This window comes from Microbacterium sp. 22303 (assembly GCF_052045265.1).
Taxonomy (GTDB): Bacteria; Actinomycetota; Actinomycetes; order Actinomycetales; family Microbacteriaceae; genus Microbacterium.
Genome location: NZ_JBQEOQ010000007.1, coordinates 79,496 through 97,624 on the forward strand (window position 1 = coordinate 79,496; position 18,129 = coordinate 97,624).

Here is an 18,129-nt window from a genome sequence, read left to right on the forward strand (position 1 = left end):
TCCCCCTCCGTCCCGCACCGGACGGCACCCCCACCAAGGAGCCACCATGAACCCGACCCGAACGGCGTCGCGCCCGCGCGCCGCCCTGCGCCTGCGAACGACGGCGCTCGCCTCGATCGCCGTCATCGCCGGCCTCGCCCTCAGCGCCTGCGCGCCCGCCGCGCCCGCGGCCGCACCGACGAGTGCCGGAGCCAAGCCCGTCGACGGCGGGGCGCTCACGTTCGCGATCGCCAACGACCCGATCTCACTGAACCCCTCCGGGATCGGCTCCGGCAACGACACCTGGTACGTCACCCGGCAGCTGGTCGACTCCCTGCTCTACCAGAACCCCCAGACCGACGAGCTCGAGCCGTGGCTCGCCACCTCGTACAAGAGCAACGCCGACGCGACATCGTTCACCTTCGAGCTGCGTCACGGCGTCACCTTCTCCGATGGCACGCCGTTCACCGCGGCGAACGTCAAGGCCACCTTCGACGACATCCAGACCGGAGGCGCCCTGACGCAGACGACCAGCAACTTCGTCGGCTACAAGGAGACCAAGGTCATCGACGACGACACGGTCGAGGTCGACTTCAGCACCCCGAACGCCGCGTTCCCGAACTCGACGGCCAGCGTCGGCCTGGGCATCGTCGGCAACGCCACCCTCGCCGTGCCCTTCGCCAACCGCGCCGACGGCAAGGCCATCGTCGGCACCGGCCCGTTCACGCTCGACAGCTACACCAAGAACGTCTCGACCGTGCTCGCCGCCCGCAAGAACTACGCCTGGGCGCCCAAAGCGCTCGGCAACACCGGTCGCGCCCACCTCGACACCGTCACGTTCCAGGTCGCGCCCGAGGCGGGCGTGCGCACCGGCAGCCTGACCAGCGACCAGGTCGATGTCATCGGCGGCGTCCAGCCCACCGATGTGCAGACGCTTCAGGACGCCGGGTACCCGCTGATCTCGCGCGGCAATCCGGGCATCAGCTTCGGACTCTCGTTCAATCTGGCCCGCCCCATCGTCTCGGACATCGCCGTGCGGGAGGCCATCTCCGCGGCGATCGATCCGACGGTCGTGCGGGACACCGCCCTGAACAAGCTCTTCAACGTCGCCACGAGCACGCTGGCGAAGAACACGCCGTCCTGGGCCGACGAGGGCAAGCATTTCTCGTACGACCCGAAGCGCGCCGGGGCGCTCCTCGACAAGGCGGGCTGGACCAAGGGCGCGAACGGGATCCGTACCAAGGGCGGCACCCCGCTGACGCTGCAGCTGGCGTGGATCACGAACTTCGGGCCGAACCAGACCTCGCTCGAACTCATCCAGCAGCAGCTCAAGAAGGTCGGCATCGACGTGGTCCTCTCCGGCAGCACCGTGCCCGAGTTCCTCGCGAAGCAGGCGTCGGGCGACTTCGACATCGTGTGGGGCAACCTCTCCCGCGCCGACGGCGATGTGCTGCGCACGCAGTACTCCAAGGCCACCACGAAGCTGCATATCGATGACCCCGAGCTCGAGACGCTGCTGCAGGGGCAGCTGGCGGCGGGCAACCCCGCCGCGCGCGACAAGATCCTCGCCGAGGCGCAGGCGCGCATCGCGGCGCAGTACTACCAGATCCCGGTGCACGAGCTCACCTCGATCCTGTCGACCCAGTCCACCGTGCACGGCATCCGGCTCGGAGCGGACTCACGTCTGGACTCGCTGGTCTCCGCCTGGAAGGACGCACACTGATGAGCACCGCGACCATCGCCTCCGCCGGCTTCACTCTGGCCGGGAACTACCCCGAGGCCGATCCCACGGCAGGGCTCGAGGACACGCTGCGGCTGTTCGAGTTCGCCGAGGAGATCGGTCTGCAGGTGGCCGGGATCCGCCAGCGCCATCTCGAGCGCGGCGTCTCGTCGGCGCTGACCTTCCTCGCCGCAGCCACGCAGCGCACCGAGCGGATCCGCCTGGAGACGGCGGTGGTGCCGCTCGGCTACGAGACGCCGTTCCGCCTCGCTGAGGACTTCGGCACGGTCGATGCCCTGTCGAACGGGCGGTTGAACGTCGGAGTCAGTTCGTCCGCGCCGCACGGGGCGCTGCTGCGACACCTCGGCCGCATCGAGGACGACGGCGACGTCGACGCCTACGTCCTGATCGGACGCTTCCTCGAGGCGCTGGAAGGCCACGCGCTCGGCGCGGACATCCCCACGCCGTACGGCCCGCAGACCCCGCGGGTGCAGCCGCACATCGCGGGCCTGCGGGATCGGGTGTGGCTCGGCGGCGGATCCGCCCGCTCGGTGCGCTGGGCCGCCGACCAGGGGCTCAAGCTCCTGCTCGGGAACATCACGGCCGCCGCGGGAGCCGCCTCCTTCGAGGACGCGCAGCGCGCCCACATCGATGATTACCACGCGCACTTCGCCGGCGCAGGCACGGGATCGGTCGGCGTCGAGCGGGTGATCCTGCCGGTCGACAGCGCCACGGCGGATCAGCGCGAGCGGTACACCGCGTTCGCAGAGAGCAGGCAGGCGCGCACCGAGCAGCCCACGAACGGGCACCTGTTCCAACGCGACCTGTTCGGCACCGCCGAGGAGATCGTCGAGCGGCTCGCCTCCGACCCCGCGATCGACGGCCTCACCGAGCTGCGCATCGCGCTGCCGTACGCGCTGTCGCTCGACGACTACCGGCAGATCCTCTCCGACATCCGCCACGCGGTCCTGCCCCGACTCGGCTGGGTGCCGGCCGCCGGGGCGCTCGCCTCGGCCGCCGCGTAGCGGGTCCCCTCTCGATCGTCCCCTCGACCGCCCCAGACACATTGACCGTCCCAGACACATTGACCGTCCCAGACAAGGAGCACATCATGAGTTCACGACTTCGCGTCGGCGTCGCCCTCGAGGGCGCCGGCTGGCACCCTGCCTCCTGGCGGGAGCCGTCATCGCGGCCCGCCGAGCTGTTCACCCCCGGGTACTGGACCGACCTCGTCCGCACCGCGGAGGAAGGGCTCCTCGACTTCGTCACGATCGAGGACTCCCTCGCGCTGCAGTCCTCGGATCCCGTCCGCGGGGACGAACGCACCGACGAGGTGCGCGGACGCCTGGACGCCCTGCTGATCGCGTCCCGTGTGGCGCCCGTCACCTCTCGCATCGGGCTGATCCCGACCGTGACGACCACGCACACCGAGCCGTTCCACGTCTCCACGGGCATCGCCACGCTCGACTTCGCGAGCGAGGGCCGCGCGGGGTGGCAGGTGAAGGTGTCCGGGCGGGCCGACGAGGCCGCCCATTTCGGGCGCCGCGCGCACCCTGGCGATCAGATCGCCTGGGGCGATCCTGCCTTCGACGCCCTGGTCGGCGAGCTCTTCGACGAGGCCGCCGACCACGTCGAGGTCGTTCGGCGGCTCTGGGACAGCTGGGAGGACGATGCCGAGATCCGCGACGTCGCGACCGACCGGTTCCTCGACGCTGACAAGGTGCACGAGATCGACTTCGAGGGCCGCTGGTTCAGTGTGCGAGGGCCGTCGATCACCCCGCGCCCGCCCCAGGGCCAGCCGGTCGTCGCCGCGCTCGCGCACGCCGAGGTGCCCTACCGGCTGGCCGCGCGCTCGGCGGACCTCGTCTTCGTCACCCCGGCCGACGCCGCGCACGCGGAGCGGATCCTGACGGAGGTCGCCGCCGCCGCGGACGGCCGCGGGGGAGAGCCCCTCCAGGTCTTCGCCGATCTCGTGGTGTTCCTCGACGATCCGGACGGGGAGTCCGCCGCCGATCGACTCCGGCGTCTCGACGCGCTCGGCCGCCCGCTCGCGAGCGACGCGCGTGTCTTCACCGGCTCCGCATCCGAGCTCGCCGACCTCGTCGCCCAGCTCGGAGCCCTCGGTTACGCCGGGGTCCGCCTGCGCCCCGGGGTGCTGACCGACGACCTGCCCCGCATCGCCGGCGCGTTCGCCGCGGAGCTGCGCGCACGAGGCCTCTTCCACGACGCCTACGAGGCGGGCACCCTGCGCGGGCTGCTCGGCCTGCCCGAGCACGTCCCCAGTCGTTACGCCGCCGTCTGATCGATCAGAGGAGAACACCATGACCACGAGAGCACGCAAGCAGATCATCCTCGCCGCGTACGTCGGCGGAGTGAACGAGCACACCCTGTGGGAGCACCCGGATGCGGGCAGTCAGATCGACTTCTCCACGTTCCGGCACGTCGCGCAGACGGCGGAGCGCGGGCGCTTCGACTACTTCTTCCTGGCGGAGGGGCTCGCCCTGCGCGCCAGGGCAGGCCGCATCTTCGACCACGACATCGCGGGACGCCCCGACACGCTCGCCGTGCTCGCGGCGCTGGCCGCGGTGACCGACCACATCGGCCTGGTGGGCACGCTGAACGCGACGTTCAACGAGCCCTACGAGCTCGCCCGCCAGATCGCCAGCCTGGACCACCTGTCGGGCGGCCGGGCCGGATGGAACGTCGTCACCTCGTTCGACGCCTTCACCGGCGCGAACTTCCGCCGTGGCGGCTTCCTTCCGCACAGCGAACGCTACGTGCGCGCGGAGGAGACCGTCGCGACCATCCGCCGGCTGTGGGACTCGTGGGCCGAGGAGGCGATCGTCGCGGACAAGGCGACGGGCGTCTTCCTCGCGGACGCCGACGCCGGCGCATTCGCCCAGTCCAGCACGCAGTTCGACATCGCGGGCCGCTTCACCGTGCCGCGCAGCCCGCAGGGGCGCCCGGTGATCGTGCAGGCCGGGGTCTCGCCGCAGGGCCGCGACTTCGCGGCCTCCACGGCGGATGCGATCTTCTCGCCCTACGCGACGCTCGCCGAGGGCAAAGCGTTCTCCGCCGACATCCGGGAGCGCGCGGCCCGTTTCGGTCGCGGACCGGACGAGATCAAGATCCTGCCCGCGGCGGGATTCGTGATCGGGGACTCGGCCGCGGACGCCGAGGAGAAGGCGCGCCACATCCTCGAGCAGCAGCTGACGGACAAGACCATCCAGGTCACGTTCGAGCAGGTGTGGAACCGCGATCTGTCGGCCTACGACCCCGACGGACCGCTGCCGGACGTGGACCCGGACCCCGCAGCGCCGCCGATCATCCAGGGCCGCGCATTCGTGTTCCAGGATCGGTTCGAGACGGTGCGCAGATGGCGTGAGCTCGCCGACGAGCGGGGTCTCACGCTGCGCGGCCTTGCGCACGAGATCAGCCGCGGACCGGGATACGTGGGCACCGCCGCGCAGGTCGCGGATCAGCTCGACGCTTTCGTGCAGGAGGACGGCGGAGACGGGGTCGTGCTCGGCTCCCACCTCGTGCCCTCGGGGCTCGACGAGTTCGTCGACGAGGTCGTGCCGCTGCTGCAGGAGCGCGGTTCGCTGCGCACCGAGTACGACGGCACGACGCTGCGCGCGAACCTGCGTCTGCCGTTGCCGGCGCGCTCCGAGGCCCTGGCCTCCGCAGCGACGGAGACGGCACGATGACGCTCCCGGCCGCGGTCGAGACGGCACCCGCCGAGACGGCGGACGCGTTCGCGCGGGAGTGGGAGGACTGGCACGAAACGCATGAGGAGCGCCGTGCCGACCCGCACGGGTTCCTCGCCGTCACCGGCCTGTTCTGGCTGACGGCGGAACCGCGCCGCTACCCCGGCCTGCCCGGCGAGTGGTTCACCGGCGTCACCGGACCCGTCGTGGTCCTCGGGGACGACGAGACGCTCACCGTCGACGGCGCCGAGGTCACGGGCACGCATGCGTTCGGCCCCCTCGCGGAGCGCGACGGCGTGACGGTCGGTTTCGAAGGCGGCGTCGTCGAGGTCGCCAAGCGCGGCGGGCGGGACATCCTGCGTCCGCGCCGTCCCGACTTCCCCTTCCTGGCGACCTACACGGGGACGGCCGCGTTCCCGGCGGACCCGAGCTGGCGGATCCCGGGCCGGTTCGTCCGGTTCGTCGCGCCGCGGGCGATCGAGGTCGGTGCAGCCGTCGACGGCATCAGCCACGTGTACGACTCCCCGGGCTACGTCGAGTTCCTCGTCGACGACGAGCCGTTCCGGCTGCTCGCGTTCGACGGGCACCGGCCCGGTTCGCTGTTCGCGTTGTTCACCGACGCGACCAGCGGCGTCACCACGTACGCCGCGAACCGGACCGTGTCGTTCGAGGTGGCCGAGGGATCCGACACGACGGTGATCGACTTCAATCGTGCGACGAACCTGCCGTGCGCCTACACCGACTTCGCCACCTGCCCGCTGCCTCCTGCCGAGAACAGGCTCCGCGTGGCGGTGACCGCGGGGGAGCGGACGCCGGACCGACGGGTGCACGGCGAGGTCTCCGCCGAGGGCCTGATCCCAGCCGAACACCCCGGGGGTCGTTGAGCGAGCGCAGCGAGACGAAACGCGGTGCTCTCGCGAGGGCACCGCGTTTCGTCTCGGTCGCGCTGCGCGCGTCCTCGCTCAACGACCCCAATACTTTCGGACCCATCGCTCTGAGTACCCGACCTCGGCGCTGAGTCTTGGGTGCCGCGTCGACAGTGCTCTCCGCAGGCTACGTCATGCGTTGGAGGTCTCCGTCGGCGCGATTTCCAGACCGAACGCCAGAAGCTCGAGGAACACCCCTGGCTCGACCTCGACGCTCTGCTCGCGTTCGTACAGCCTGCGGAAGCCGAGCTTCGCGTAGAGGGCGTGCGCACCCGTCATCTCGGGTCCGCTGTTCATGACCACTCGTTCGGCCCGCCGCTCGGCGGCGAGGGCGATGACATGCCGGGTGAGGGCCTCCCCGACGCCGCGTCCCCGGGCCGTCGGTGCGACGGCGAGCTGGCGGAAATCGAGTTCGCCGTCGCGCGCCACCTCCGACAGATGCGCACCGGGGCGCGGGACCCAGACACTGCCGACGATCACATCCGCCTCCAGCGCGACCCATATGTCTCCCAGCGCCGCACGCGCGGCCACGTCGCGCAGCGACTGGAGGTATGCGGCCGACAGCTCGGAATAGCTCGTGACGTAGGCGTCCTCGGTGAGGCGCCCGACGATTCCGTACTCTTCGGGCGCGGCGAGCCGGATGGCGAGCGCCGTCGCTGTCGGGCTCATCGCCCGCGCGCCGTCTCGAGGACCCGGGGTGCGCTGCTCTCGAATCCCCATGCGTCGGCGAGCAGCGCGAATGAGCGCGCGCGATCCTCGGGGTCGTGCGTGATCGTGGTGAGCAGCAGCTCGTCGGCGCCCGTCACCCGCTGGAGGGTGTCGAGACGTTCCACGACGGTCTCCGCGTCGCCGACGAAGCGCGTGTCCAGACGGTCGCCGACCACGTCGAGAAGATCTGCGGGGTACGGCGCCACGAGCGCATCGTCGGGGTGTGGGTAGGCGATCGCGCCCTGGCCCGCGCGGATGCTGTGCACCCATTCGGCGTACCCGCGGCCGATGCGCTCCGCGTCGGCCGCCGTGTCCGCGACGAGCACGTCGGCCGAGACGATCACGCGCGGCTCGGCGATGGCACCGGGCCGGAACGCGCGCCGATAGGCCTGCACGGCGTCGAGCACGAAGCTGCCCGCGACGTGGAAGTTGGCGCCGAACGGCAGCCCGAGGCGCCCGGCGAGCTCTGCGCTGATGCCCGCGGTGCTGCCGTGCAGCCACACCTGGATGTCCTGTCCCTCGGCCGGTGTCGCATGGATCGGCACGCCCTCCGGCGCGAGGTAGGTGCCCGCGATGAGGGCGAGGATGTCGTGCACGTCCTGTTCGAACCGATCGGCGTCGCCCGCGGTGCGGCGCAGCAGGCGCGCCTGCGCGGCGAACCGGGCGGAGTCGAAGGCGAACGGCTTGGCGGCCGGAAGCAGCAGGCCGTCGACGATGCGGGCCTCCGCAGGGGCCGATGCGCTCGGCGCCGAGGGGCGCGATGTGGATCCGGATCGGCCGATGCCGAGGTCGAAGCGCCCGGGGTGGAGGGCGGCCACGACGCCCGCGGCCTCCACCACCTGGAGGGCCGCGTAGTTGCCGATGATGGTCGCGGCGGTGCCGATCCTGATGCGCTCGGTCGCCGCGGCGATGGCCGCGAGCAGCACGTGCGGGGCGGCGCCGGCGACGCCGGGGTTCAGGTGGTGCTCGGCGAGCCAGAAGCGGTGGTAGCCGAGTCGTTCCGCGGTCTGCGCGAGCGCGATCGTGTCACGGAGGCCCTGGCCCGCGGTCGACCCTTCGCCGAACGGGGAGAGCTCGAGGATGCTGAGCGGTGCACGGTTGGTCATGTGTTCGTCTTTCTCGGGTGCGGATACACGGAAAGGTGCGGGCCGGCGTCTGCCGCCGGCCCGCACCTCGGATTCAGGACTTGGGCAGCCCCGGCGGGTTGATCTCCGAGGTCGTGACCCCCTCCGAGTCGAGCCCCCACCCCTTGAGCACCTGGGCGTACTTCCCGTTCGCGATGAGCTCGTTGAGCACGATGTTGACGGGCTCGATGAGTCCGTTGCCCTTCGCGGTGCCTGCCGCGATCGCGGCCGCCTGCGGCCACCCGCCCGGGACGATGCCCACGAGCTTGGTGGCGCCGGTCTCCCTGGCCGCCCACGCGGAGGAGGCGTTCGGGCCGAAGGTGGCATCGACGCGGCCCGACTGCAGCGCGAGGGTCGCGGCCGCGTTGTCGTCGTAGTACTGCAGGTCGGCCGGTGCCTTGCCCGCGGTCTTGAGCTCCTCGTTCCACTTCAGGAGCACCTGCTCCTGGTTGGTGCCGGATCCGACGACGATCTTCAGGCCGGAGATGTCCGCGGCCTTCTGGATCTTGGAGATCGTGCTGTCGGACTTCACGTAGAAGCCGAGCAGATCCTGACGGTAGCTGGCGAAGTCGAAGAGCTCCTTGCGCGCCTCGGTGACCGTCACGTTCGAGGTGATCAGGTCGTACTTGCCGGACTGGATTCCGAGCGGCCAATCGGCCCAGGCGACCACCACGGGGTTGTAGGTTAGGCCGAGTCCCTGCGCGATCAGGCTGCCGATGTTCGGCTCGGTGCCGGCGGGCAGGGTCTTGCCGTCCGGGACGTAGCTGAGCGGCGGCACGAAGGCGCCCACGGCGACGGTGAGCTTGCCCGGCTCGACGGGGTGGAAGCCGCTCTTCTTGAGAGCCTCGACGGCCTTCGGAACGACGGCGCCCTCGACCCACTTCACGTCGTCGGCCGAGACCTTCGCCGCGCTCTTCGTGGGCTGCGGTGTGCTGTCGGCAGCGGTCGCCGCCGCCGGCTGGTTGAGGGCGACGACGGCGCCGACGGCGACGATCGCCGCGACCGCGACGGCGGCGATGCCGACCACCGCGCCCTGCTTCTTGCTGAGTGCCATGCTGTGTTTCTCCTTGTGGTGAGGGGCCTTGCGATGATGCGGCCGTGCCGCGTTCGGGTCGTGCGGATCAGTTCAGGACCTTGGCCAGGAACTCTCGGGTTCGCGGATGCTTCGGGTGGTCCAGGACGTCGGCGGGACGTCCTTCCTCGATCACGGTCCCGTGGTCGAGGAAGACGACGCGGTCGGCGACCTGGCGGGCGAAGCCGATCTCGTGGGTGACGATGATGAGCGTGGTGCCGAACCGGGCGAGGTCGCTGATGACCTCGAGCACCTCGCCGACGAGCTCTGGATCCAGCGCACTGGTCGGCTCGTCGAACAGCAGCACCTTGGGCTTCAGGGCGAGTGCGCGGGCGATCGCCACGCGCTGCTGCTGGCCTCCCGAGAGCTGCCGGGGGTAGGCGTCGGCCTTGTCGGCGAGGCCGACGCGATCGAGCAGGCCGAGGGCGAGCTCTCTGGCGTCCGAGGCGGCCAGGCGCTTGAGAGCGATCGGCGCCTCGACGATGTTCTCCAGCGCGGTGAGATGCGGGAACAGGTTGAAGTGCTGGAAGACGATCCCCACCTGCGTGCGGCGCCGCAGGATCTCCCGCTCGTGCAGCTCATGGAGCTTCTCACCGCGCAGCTCGTAGCCGATCAGCTCGCCGTCGACCGTGACCGATCCGCGATCCACGCTCTCCAGGTGATTGATGGTGCGCAGCAGGGTCGACTTGCCGGAGCCGCTCGGGCCGAGCAGCGCGATGACCTCGCCGGGCTGCACGGTGAGATCGATCCCCGAAAGCACCTCGAGCCCGCCGAAGCTCTTATGGACGTTGTGGATCTCGACGAGTCCGCTGGTGGCGGTCTCCGCGCTGATGGTGCTCATGCGCTCGCCTTTCCGGTGGAGCGGATCGCGGCACCGGCCGGTGTCGGATCATCGCCGAGCCGGGCCCATTGCGAACCGACCCAGCGCCGGGCCTGCTGCAGAGGGGTGGGCGGCAGCGCCCGGGCGGAGCCGCGCGCGAAGTGCCGCTCGATGTAGAACTGCGCGATGCTGAGGATCGTGGTGATGATCGTGTACCAGACGACCGCGACCAGGAGCAGGGGGATGACCCGGCTGTTGCGGTTGTAGATGACCTGCACCGCGTAGAAGAGTTCGGGGATCGCGATCACGAACACCACGGACGCGCCCTTGACGAGGCCGATGACCTCGTTCGTCGCGTTCGGGACGATCGAGCGCGCCGCCTGCGGGAGGATGATCCGGAACAGCCGCCGGCCCGCCGGAATGCCGAGGGCGGCCGCCGCCTCGGACTGCCCCTGGTCGACGGAGAGAAGCCCTCCGCGGATGATCTCCGCCGAGTATGCGGCCTGGTGCAGCCCGAGGCCCAGGATGGCTGCGGCGAACGCGCTGACCAGCTGGACGGTGGGGAACTCCACGATCCAGAAGTCGGTGGTGAACGGCGTGCCGAGTCCCAGCTTCGGGTACAGGTAGCCGAGGTTGTACCAGACGATGATCTGCACGACCAATGGCACCGAGCGGAAGAACCAGATGTACGCCCACGCGGCGGAGCTGAGCAGCGGGGACTTCGACAGCCGTCCCAGCGCGATGATCGTGCCGAGCACGAAGCCGACGATCGCCGAGACGGCGGTGATCGCGAGCGTGTACCCGATGCCGATGAGCACGGGGCCCGAGAAGAAGTACTCGGCGAACGTCCCCCACTCGTAGCGGCTGTTCGTGACGAGGCTCCAGCCGAACTGGGCGACGACGAAGAGGATGAGCGCGGCGAACGTCCAGCGCCACCAGTGACGGGTGTGCACCACGGGGACGGCACTGATGTCGACCCTGGTCCGAGTGCGATCCTCCGGTCGGCTCGGTTCGTGGTCGACCGAGCGGCCGAGAGGCGGTGCGGCGATGTCGGTCATGATGCTCCCTCGTGGTTCCTCAGCGCAGCGGGTGCTGCGTGAAAGTCACGGTAGGAGCACCCTCGGCTGCCTCCACAGCCGGGGATTCACACGCGGCAACCGGCTGATATCCGATGCAACCGGCTGATATACGGCGTAACGGAGCGATGTCCGGCGTCACCCAGGCGCAGAGACGGGGCGCCGAACCATGGTCGGATCGGCGCCCCGTCGGCAGGTCGGTTCAGGCGTTGCGGAGGATGTGATCCGTGACGCGCGTCGAGAAGTACACGGCGTCCACCGGGATCCGCTCGTCCGCGGCGTGGAACTCCCCGAACACGTCGAAGTCGGCCGGAACCCGCAGCGGCACGAAGCCGTACCCGTGGATGCCGAGCTGCGCCAGGTGCTTGTTGTCGGTGCTCGCCGGCAGCAGATAGGGCACGACGAGGCCGTCGGGATCCTCGGTCGCGATCGCATCCTGAAGCACCTCGAGCAGCGGAGAGTCGATCGGCGACTCGATCGCGGGCACCGGGCGCCCCCACGAGAGATCGACGTCGTCGCCGACGAGAGCCGCCAGCTCCTGCTGCAGTGCGGCATCCGCCCCTGGCAGGGTGCGGATATCGAGACGTGCGGTGGCTTCGGCGGGGATCACGTTGGTCTTGCCCCCGGCGCTGAGCACCGTCGGTGAGACCGTGTTGCGTGCGGAGGCCGTGACGATCGAGGAGACGAATCCGAGCCCGGCGAGCTCGTCGTCCAGGCCGTCGTCCGTGAACCGGATCCCGCGATGCTCGCCGAACACCTGCAGGAAGCGCTTCAGGGCGGGGGTCGCCACGACGGGGAAGCGGTGCGCCCCCACGGCGGCGACAGCGCGGGACAGACGGACCACCGCGTTGTCCGACGTCGGCCGCGAGCCGTGCGCCGCGTGTCCGCGCGCGGTGAGGGTGGCCCACGTGACGCCCTTCTCAGCCGTGGCGACCAGGTAGGCCCTCCGCTCGTCGGTGAGCGGGATGGAGAACCCGCCGACCTCGCTGATCGCCTCCGTGGCGCCGTCGAACAGCTCCGGCCGGTTGTGCACGATCCACCGCGCGCCCCACACGCCGCCTGCCTCCTCGTCCGCGAAGAACGCGAAGATGAGATCGCGGCGGGGCACGACGCCCTCCCTGCGGTAGGCCCGGGCGAGAGCGAGGATGGTCCCCGCGTAGTTCTTCATGTCGACGGCGCCGCGTCCGTAGAGGATGCCGTCGTGGATCTCCGCGCCGAACGGCGGATGGGCCCAGTCCGCTTCCACGACGGGCACGACGTCGAGATGCGCGTGCACCACCAGCGCCCCGGCGTCCGGATCCGTCCCGGCCAGCCGGGCGACGACACTCGCCCGGCCGGGTCGCGGTTCGACCAGGTCGACGTGATAGCCGACCTCCTCGAGCTTCTGCTTCACGAACAATGCCGCCCGAGTCTCCCCGTCGCCGATGGTGGCCGCATCGCCGGTGTTGACGCTGTCGATGCGGATGAGGTCGCGGATGAGCTCGAGGGCCTCCGCCTCGACGGGCGAAGGAGTCGTCACTGCGCGCCCGCGTGCTCGTGCCCGTGCGCGTGCTCGACGCGCGCGTCGCCGGCGAGCTTGAATGCGAGCCTGCCGTGGGCGTAGCCGCCTCCCGCGCGGATCGCGGTCGCGACCCAGGCGGCCTCGGCGAGCTCCGCCTCGGTGGCGCCAGCGCGCACCGCGTTCTGCGCATGTCCGTCGATGCAATAGGCGCACTGCGTCGTGATGCCCACCGCCAGGGCGATCAGCTCGCGGAACTTCAGCGGGATGGCGCGCCCCTCCTCGGCGAAGACCGCCTGATCGAACGCGGCGAACGCGGCGAGGATGTCAGGCGTCTCGCGCTTGTAGACGCGGGTGAAGGTCTTGTCTGCGGTGCGATCGAAGTAGTCCGACACGTGCTCTCCTCGGAGTCCAGGCCGCGCGAGGGCACGGCGCGCCCTCACGCTAATCCGGGGGCGCGATGCTTCCGAAGCGCACCGTCATCGGGCGACTCGCGGCGTCTTCGACGACGGAATGTTCCGCCGCATGTCGCCGGATTTCGCTCGGGATCCGCGCTCCGCGGCGCGAGCGGAGACTCGTGGGATGACGCATCCGATCGCCCCCCACGCCGCGCGTCGCCCGCCGGTCCTCGAGCAGACCTGGGCGGAGCTCCTGCCCGAGCTCTCCCGCCCTGCGTCCCCCGTGCGCACGCCGGATCCGCGGCTGATCGCGCTGAACGAGGAGATCGCCGGTGAGCTCGGCCTCGAACCCGGCTGGCTCCGGTCCGACGACGGGGCGCGCTTCCTCACCGGCGAGTCGCGGGCCGACGGGACGGCCCCTGTCGCCCAGGTGTACGCGGGCCACCAGTGGGGTGAGTTCCGGCCGATCCTCGGCGACGGCCGCGCCGCCCTGCTCGGGGAGAGACGCGACCGGCGGGGACGGCTGCGCGACCTGCACCTCAAAGGCATCGGCCCGACCTCGATGTCGCGCGTCGACGGCTTCGCCACGGTCGGCCCGATGCTGCGCGAATACCTCATGGGCGAGGCGATGCACGCCCTCGGCGTTCCCACGACCCGAGCGCTCGCGGTCGTGTCGACGGGCGCTCCGCGCGAACGCGACGGCCAGGTGCTGCCCGGTGCTGTGCTCGCCCGCACGGCCGCAAGCCACGTCCGCTTCGGCTCGTTCGAGTACGCCGGCACGCACGAGGATCCCGGCTTGCTCCGGCGCCTCGCCGACCACGTCATCGCCCGGCATTACCCGCAGGCCGCGCGCGCGGAGCACCCCTACCGCGCCCTGCTCGCGGAGATCGTGGAGGCAGCGGCCGCGCTCACCGCGGACTGGATGCGGATCGGGTTCGTCCACGGCGTGCTCAGCACGGACAACGTCCTGGTCTCCGCCGAGACCATCGACTACGGGCCCTGCGCGTTCCTGGACGCCTACGAGCCCGGGGCTCGTTTCAGCTCGATCGACGAGTTCGGCCGCTACGCCTACGACAGGCAGCCTGCCATCATGCGGTGGAATCTCGAACGCCTGGCCGAGTCGATCGCACCGCTGCTCGACGACGACGCGGCCACCGCCGAGCGGATCGCGGCCGACATCAGCGCCTCCTTCGACAGCGGCTACCACGCTCGCAGATCCCTGGCATTCCGGCGGAAGCTCGGCATCGGTCGGGCTGCGGACCAGACGGAGATCGATGCCCTGACCGACGCGGCCCTCGGGATCCTCACCGAGCACGCGGTCGACTTCACCGGATTCTGGCGGGATCTCGCCGCGGCCGCGGCCGGCGATGAGCGCCCGCTCCGAGGCCGCTTCCTCGGTCCCGTCCCCGAGCTCGATGCGTGGCTGCACCGGTGGCGTGCCCTCGGCCCCGACGACGAACTGATCCGCGGGGCCAACCCCGTGTACATCGCACGCAACCACATCCTGGACGAGGCGCTCGCGGCGGCGGTCGACGGCGACATCGCGCCGTTCACGCAACTGCTGGGCCTGCTGCGCACACCCTTCATCGAGCGCGCGGGAGACCAGCACCGCCGCTATACCCGCCCCGCACCGGACGGCGCGCCGAGACACCTCACCTACTGCGGCACCTGACCGGCCGCCGTCACTCGATCCGGGACGGCTCTCCCAGGGCATGCCAGGTGCGGCTCACATAGACCAGTGGCGTTGCGGCGTTCCCGGTCTCGGACGGCTCGGGGAGGGCGGCGTCGAGCGCGTGCACGATCACCACCGTGGACGTGCCCGCCCGCAGGCGATGCAGCACACGGCCGCGGACCCAGGTGCGCGCCGCGGGGAAGTAGGGCTCACCCGTATCCAGGCGGCTCCAGATCGCGCGATCCGCGAACCGGTCGATGCCGCTGGTGGCGCCCAGCTTCGCCAGGCCGAGCTGTGCTGAGGAGAGCAGGTGGACGATCACGGTGTCCGCGCTGTTGATCGTGGTCGACGCCGACGACTGATCGGAGATCGAGAACACGAGCAAAGGCGGTTCCGCGCTGACCGAGGACACGCTCGTGGCGGTCAGCGCGACCGGCCCGTCGCCGGCTTCGGCCGTGACCAGCGCGACGCCCGCGGGGTGCTCCCGGAACACGCGTCTGAACTCCTCCGCGGAGAGCGCCTCCACCCGGTCGGGGCTGCTGTCCTCGAGTCGGTGGCTCTCCACGCTCCGCGGCCGGTCGATCTGCTGGGTCGACATGACGGATCCCTCCTTCTGCTCGAGACGATGCGGCGGTGCGCGGCACATGCCGGCTCCGTGGCGCCCAGCCTGCCGTCACGACGGCACGCGGAAGCCTCTGTGTCGTCAGGTGCAGAACTGTTGCGCGGGATGACGTCGGGTGACGACATCCGGCGCCCAGCGCACGGCCGCGATCTAGCGTCGCGGTGAGAGGGACAAGACACAGCGACGCGGACGGAGAGGGATCATGGTGACCGGTGAATGGTATTCAGAGCTCGCGGACGATACGTTCGCAGGGCTCTCCTCCGCCTCGCTGTCGCCCGATCCGCCGATCGACGACCTCGGATTCGAGAGCCTGGGCTCGTACGTCTTCGCGCAGGATTGGCAGCACTGGCACGATGATCTCGATGAGCGCAGGCGGGATCCGCACGGACCTCTCGCGTACACAGGACTGCACTGGCTGAGCGCGCGCCCGCAGCGCGTGCCGAGGGTGCCAGGATCGTTCCGCGCGATTCGCGGATCCGTGCTCCTCTCCCTCGATCCTGACGAGCGCGCCCGATACTCGGGCGTCGACCTCACGGGCGAAGCCCGCATCGACCCCGGTGAGAACGGCACCCTCGAGTTCGCCGGCGGCACGGCCGAGTTCGCCCGGCTCGGCGGCCATGCGGTGCTGCGGAGCCGGCTGCAGCCGAGTCCGTTCCTGGAGAGCTTCGGAGGCACTCCCGCGTTCCGCCCGAACGAGGCGTGGGTGATCCCCGCCGTGTTCCACGCGGATCCGCGTGCGTACGAGGTCGACGCCGCAGTCGGCGACTTCCTGCATCTCCTGCAGTCTCCGGGCACGCTGCGGTTCACCATCGGCGGGCGTGGGCACGAACTCGCCGTCTTCGAAAGCGTGTCCGGCAACGGCTGGCGCCTGCCGTTCACCGATGCGACCTCGGGCCGTGAGACGACCGTCTGGGGCCGCGACGTCGTGGTGGACCCGGTCTTGGACGGCGAGACGGCGATGATCGACTTCACCCGATCCAGCAACCTCCCGTGCGCGTACAGCGACATGACGACGTGTGCGCTGGCGCCGCGGTCGAACCGGATCCGGACGAGGATCACCGCCGGCGAGAAGACGCCCCGCCTGCGCCTCATCGCGGGAGCCGACGGGCCGATCGTGGTCAGCGAGCGCTGACCACGATCACCCGGGTGGTCACTGCGCGACGAAGAACGGGATCGCGCCGGTCAGGAGGCCGACCGCCAGCATCACGAGCGAGACCACGAGCGCGCGCCACAGCACCTTGCGGTGGTGGTCGCCGAGGTTCACGCTCGCGAGCGAGACCAGCAGCAGGATCGCCGGAACCAGCGGGCTCTGCAGGTGCACGGGCTGGCCGGTGATCGACGCGCGGGCCATCTCGACGGGGTCGATGCCGAAGTGCGCGGCACTCTGCGACAGCACCGGCAGGATCCCGTAGTAGAACGCATCGTTCGACATGAAGAACGTGAACGGGATCGACAGGATCCCGGTGATCGGCGCGAGGAACGGGCCCAGCGCCGGGGGCAGCACATTCGTGATCCACGACGCCATCGCGTCGACCATGCCCGTGCCGGTGAGCACGCCGACGAGCACGCCCGCCGCGATCACCATCGACACCACGCCGACGATGCTGGGCGCGTGCGCGACGATCTCGGACGCCTGATCCTTGAGCTTTCGGAAGTTCACCACGAGCGCCAGGGCGGCGCCGACCATGAACACGTAGGGCAGCGGCAGCACGTCGGCGATGAGCAGCACCATGACGGCGACCGTGAGGGCGAGGTTGAACCAGATCAGCCGCGGGCGCAGCGTCGCCCTGTTCGGGTCGAGCATGGTGTCGGCCATCGCGGTGTCGGTCGGGTCCACCCCGGCCGCGGCGACGGCGCCATGACCGCCGGCGACGGTGACGATGTTGCCGGTCCGCAGCGAGGCGCGCGCGCCAGGCTTGGCGTCGGAGCCGCGGAAGATCGCGGGCACCGCGGCGAGCAGTCCGCCCTCGGCGGTGCCGGTCAGGCGGCTCTCGTCGAGCGCACCGAGGCGGCGACGCTCCTGCAGGCCGAGCATCCAGGCGAAGCCGAGGGAGACGATCAGCCCGATACCCAGTGAGGGCAGCATCGGCACGAAGATGTCCGTCGGCTGCACACCGAGCGCGGTCGCGGCGCGCACGGTGGGGCCACCCCACGGCACGATGTTGAGCGTGCCGTTCATCAGGCCCGCCACGCAGGTCAGCACCACGGGGCTCATGCCCAGGCGCAGGTAGATCGGCAGCATCGCCGAGGTGGTGATGATGAACGTCGTGGATCCGTCGCCGTCCAGCGACACGGCGCCGGCGAGCAGAGCCGTGCCGATGACCACCTTCGCCGGGTCATCGCCCAGCACGCGCGTGATCAGGCGGATCAGCGGATCGAACAGGCCGACGTCGATCATGATGCCGAAGAACATGATCGCGAACATCAGCAGCGCCGCCGTCGGCGCCATCTTGCCGATCGCGTCGAGGATCATGTCGCCGAGGCCCAGTCCGGCACCGGCGAAGAGGCCGAACACGGTGGGGACCAGGATCAGCGCCACCATCGGGGTGAGGCGTTTGGTCATGATCAGCGTCATGAACACCAGCACCATCACGAAGCCGAGGATCACCAGGACCCATTCGGGCGGCGCGAAGGCGATGTCGTACGAGGGCTTTTCGTCGGCTGCGGCGAGCAGACCGGTGAGAACCGTGGGCATGAGGTGACTCCTTCGTCATCCGCCTGTCGTCTTCGACGGACCTCGCCGAGATTAGGGAACGCAGGCGCTGCGGATCCGGAAAGTCGCATTCCGCCGCGTTGTGCGCGTAGCG

Annotated in this window: 16 protein-coding genes; 7 read left to right on the forward strand and 9 right to left on the reverse strand. The window is 70.5% G+C overall.

What is annotated here, in order from left to right:
* Positions 1-46: 46 nt before the first annotated feature.
* From ACTJI8_RS18065 to ACTJI8_RS18085, 5 genes are all read left to right on the forward strand, one after another.
* Positions 47-1,702 (forward strand): ABC transporter substrate-binding protein, encoded by a 1,656-nt coding sequence (locus ACTJI8_RS18065; protein ID WP_440734822.1) that lies wholly within the window; start codon positions 47-49, stop codon positions 1,700-1,702.
* Positions 1,702-2,724, forward strand: coding sequence for an LLM class flavin-dependent oxidoreductase (locus ACTJI8_RS18070; RefSeq protein ID WP_440734823.1), 1,023 nt, complete (start codon positions 1,702-1,704; stop codon positions 2,722-2,724). The genes ACTJI8_RS18065 and ACTJI8_RS18070 overlap by 1 nt, the downstream gene beginning before the upstream one ends.
* An 86-nt stretch (positions 2,725-2,810) precedes the next feature.
* Positions 2,811-4,001 carry an LLM class flavin-dependent oxidoreductase gene (locus ACTJI8_RS18075; RefSeq protein WP_440734824.1) on the forward strand — a complete coding sequence of 397 codons (1,191 nt, stop codon included), beginning with the start codon at positions 2,811-2,813 and terminating at the stop codon, positions 3,999-4,001.
* Positions 4,002-4,020: 19 nt separating this feature from the next.
* Positions 4,021-5,406: an NtaA/DmoA family FMN-dependent monooxygenase gene (locus ACTJI8_RS18080; RefSeq protein WP_440734825.1), complete on the forward strand. Its 1,386-nt coding sequence runs from the start codon at positions 4,021-4,023 to the stop codon at positions 5,404-5,406.
* On the forward strand, positions 5,403-6,290 hold the full coding sequence (locus ACTJI8_RS18085; protein WP_440734826.1) for a DUF1684 domain-containing protein: 888 nt from the start codon (positions 5,403-5,405) through the stop codon (positions 6,288-6,290). The genes ACTJI8_RS18080 and ACTJI8_RS18085 overlap by 4 nt, the downstream gene beginning before the upstream one ends.
* A gap of 174 nt (positions 6,291-6,464) precedes the next feature.
* On the opposite strand, the gene ACTJI8_RS18090 is transcribed toward ACTJI8_RS18085, so the two are convergent.
* From ACTJI8_RS18090 to ACTJI8_RS18120, 7 genes are all read right to left on the reverse strand, one after another.
* On the reverse strand, positions 6,465-7,001 hold the full coding sequence (locus ACTJI8_RS18090) for a GNAT family N-acetyltransferase (protein WP_440734827.1): 537 nt from the start codon (positions 6,999-7,001) through the stop codon (positions 6,465-6,467).
* Positions 6,998-8,146, reverse strand: coding sequence for an LLM class flavin-dependent oxidoreductase (locus tag ACTJI8_RS18095; RefSeq protein ID WP_440734828.1), 1,149 nt, complete (start codon positions 8,144-8,146; stop codon positions 6,998-7,000). Before ACTJI8_RS18095 ends, ACTJI8_RS18090 begins: the two co-directional genes overlap by 4 nt.
* 73 nt (positions 8,147-8,219) lie before the next feature.
* Entirely contained in the window at positions 8,220-9,218 is a 999-nt protein-coding gene (locus ACTJI8_RS18100) for an ABC transporter substrate-binding protein (RefSeq protein WP_440734829.1), read from the reverse strand.
* Positions 9,219-9,285: 67 nt separating this feature from the next.
* Complete coding sequence (locus ACTJI8_RS18105) at positions 9,286-10,077, reverse strand: amino acid ABC transporter ATP-binding protein (RefSeq protein ID WP_440734830.1); 792 nt, start codon at positions 10,075-10,077, stop codon at positions 9,286-9,288.
* Complete coding sequence (locus ACTJI8_RS18110; protein ID WP_440734831.1) at positions 10,074-11,114, reverse strand: amino acid ABC transporter permease; 1,041 nt, start codon at positions 11,112-11,114, stop codon at positions 10,074-10,076. The genes ACTJI8_RS18105 and ACTJI8_RS18110 overlap by 4 nt, the downstream gene beginning before the upstream one ends.
* A 220-nt stretch (positions 11,115-11,334) precedes the next feature.
* Positions 11,335-12,651, reverse strand: a complete 1,317-nt coding sequence (locus ACTJI8_RS18115; RefSeq protein WP_440734832.1) for a M20/M25/M40 family metallo-hydrolase — start codon at positions 12,649-12,651, stop codon at positions 11,335-11,337.
* Positions 12,648-13,025, reverse strand: coding sequence for a carboxymuconolactone decarboxylase family protein (locus tag ACTJI8_RS18120; RefSeq protein WP_440734833.1), 378 nt, complete (start codon positions 13,023-13,025; stop codon positions 12,648-12,650). The genes ACTJI8_RS18115 and ACTJI8_RS18120 overlap by 4 nt, the downstream gene beginning before the upstream one ends.
* 187 nt (positions 13,026-13,212) lie before the next feature.
* Here ACTJI8_RS18120 and ACTJI8_RS18125 point away from each other — a divergent pair, with 187 nt between their 5' ends.
* Positions 13,213-14,700: a protein adenylyltransferase SelO gene (locus ACTJI8_RS18125; protein ID WP_440734834.1), complete on the forward strand. Its 1,488-nt coding sequence runs from the start codon at positions 13,213-13,215 to the stop codon at positions 14,698-14,700.
* 10 nt (positions 14,701-14,710) lie between these two features.
* Here the strand turns inward: ACTJI8_RS18125 and ACTJI8_RS18130 are convergent, their stop codons facing one another.
* Positions 14,711-15,298 (reverse strand): flavin reductase family protein, encoded by a 588-nt coding sequence (locus ACTJI8_RS18130; RefSeq protein WP_440734835.1) that lies wholly within the window; start codon positions 15,296-15,298, stop codon positions 14,711-14,713.
* 226 nt (positions 15,299-15,524) lie between these two features.
* Between ACTJI8_RS18130 and ACTJI8_RS18135 the strand changes: the two genes are divergently transcribed.
* The gene (locus ACTJI8_RS18135) at positions 15,525-16,454 is read left to right on the forward strand and encodes a DUF1684 domain-containing protein (protein WP_440734836.1); all 930 of its coding nucleotides are present in this window, start codon (positions 15,525-15,527) and stop codon (positions 16,452-16,454) included.
* 18 nt (positions 16,455-16,472) lie between these two features.
* On the opposite strand, the gene ACTJI8_RS18140 is transcribed toward ACTJI8_RS18135, so the two are convergent.
* Positions 16,473-18,017 (reverse strand): CitMHS family transporter, encoded by a 1,545-nt coding sequence (locus ACTJI8_RS18140; RefSeq protein WP_440734837.1) that lies wholly within the window; start codon positions 18,015-18,017, stop codon positions 16,473-16,475.
* Between the last annotated feature and the right edge of the window lie 112 nt (positions 18,018-18,129).

Coding starts and splice junctions, on each gene's coding strand:
- ACTJI8_RS18130 (WP_440734835.1), bottom strand. CDS start 15,298: ATGTCGACCCAGCAGATCGACCGGCCGCGGAGCGTGGAGAGCCACCGA.
- ACTJI8_RS18065 (WP_440734822.1), top strand. CDS start 47: ATGAACCCGACCCGAACGGCGTCGCGCCCGCGCGCCGCCCTGCGCCTG.
- ACTJI8_RS18135 (WP_440734836.1), top strand. CDS start 15,525: ATGGTGACCGGTGAATGGTATTCAGAGCTCGCGGACGATACGTTCGCA.
- ACTJI8_RS18075 (WP_440734824.1), top strand. CDS start 2,811: ATGAGTTCACGACTTCGCGTCGGCGTCGCCCTCGAGGGCGCCGGCTGG.
- ACTJI8_RS18090 (WP_440734827.1), bottom strand. CDS start 7,001: ATGAGCCCGACAGCGACGGCGCTCGCCATCCGGCTCGCCGCGCCCGAA.
- ACTJI8_RS18125 (WP_440734834.1), top strand. CDS start 13,213: ATGACGCATCCGATCGCCCCCCACGCCGCGCGTCGCCCGCCGGTCCTC.
- ACTJI8_RS18110 (WP_440734831.1), bottom strand. CDS start 11,114: ATGACCGACATCGCCGCACCGCCTCTCGGCCGCTCGGTCGACCACGAA.
- ACTJI8_RS18095 (WP_440734828.1), bottom strand. CDS start 8,146: ATGACCAACCGTGCACCGCTCAGCATCCTCGAGCTCTCCCCGTTCGGC.
- ACTJI8_RS18080 (WP_440734825.1), top strand. CDS start 4,021: ATGACCACGAGAGCACGCAAGCAGATCATCCTCGCCGCGTACGTCGGC.
- ACTJI8_RS18070 (WP_440734823.1), top strand. CDS start 1,702: ATGAGCACCGCGACCATCGCCTCCGCCGGCTTCACTCTGGCCGGGAAC.
- ACTJI8_RS18105 (WP_440734830.1), bottom strand. CDS start 10,077: ATGAGCACCATCAGCGCGGAGACCGCCACCAGCGGACTCGTCGAGATC.
- ACTJI8_RS18100 (WP_440734829.1), bottom strand. CDS start 9,218: ATGGCACTCAGCAAGAAGCAGGGCGCGGTGGTCGGCATCGCCGCCGTC.
- ACTJI8_RS18140 (WP_440734837.1), bottom strand. CDS start 18,017: ATGCCCACGGTTCTCACCGGTCTGCTCGCCGCAGCCGACGAAAAGCCC.
- ACTJI8_RS18085 (WP_440734826.1), top strand. CDS start 5,403: ATGACGCTCCCGGCCGCGGTCGAGACGGCACCCGCCGAGACGGCGGAC.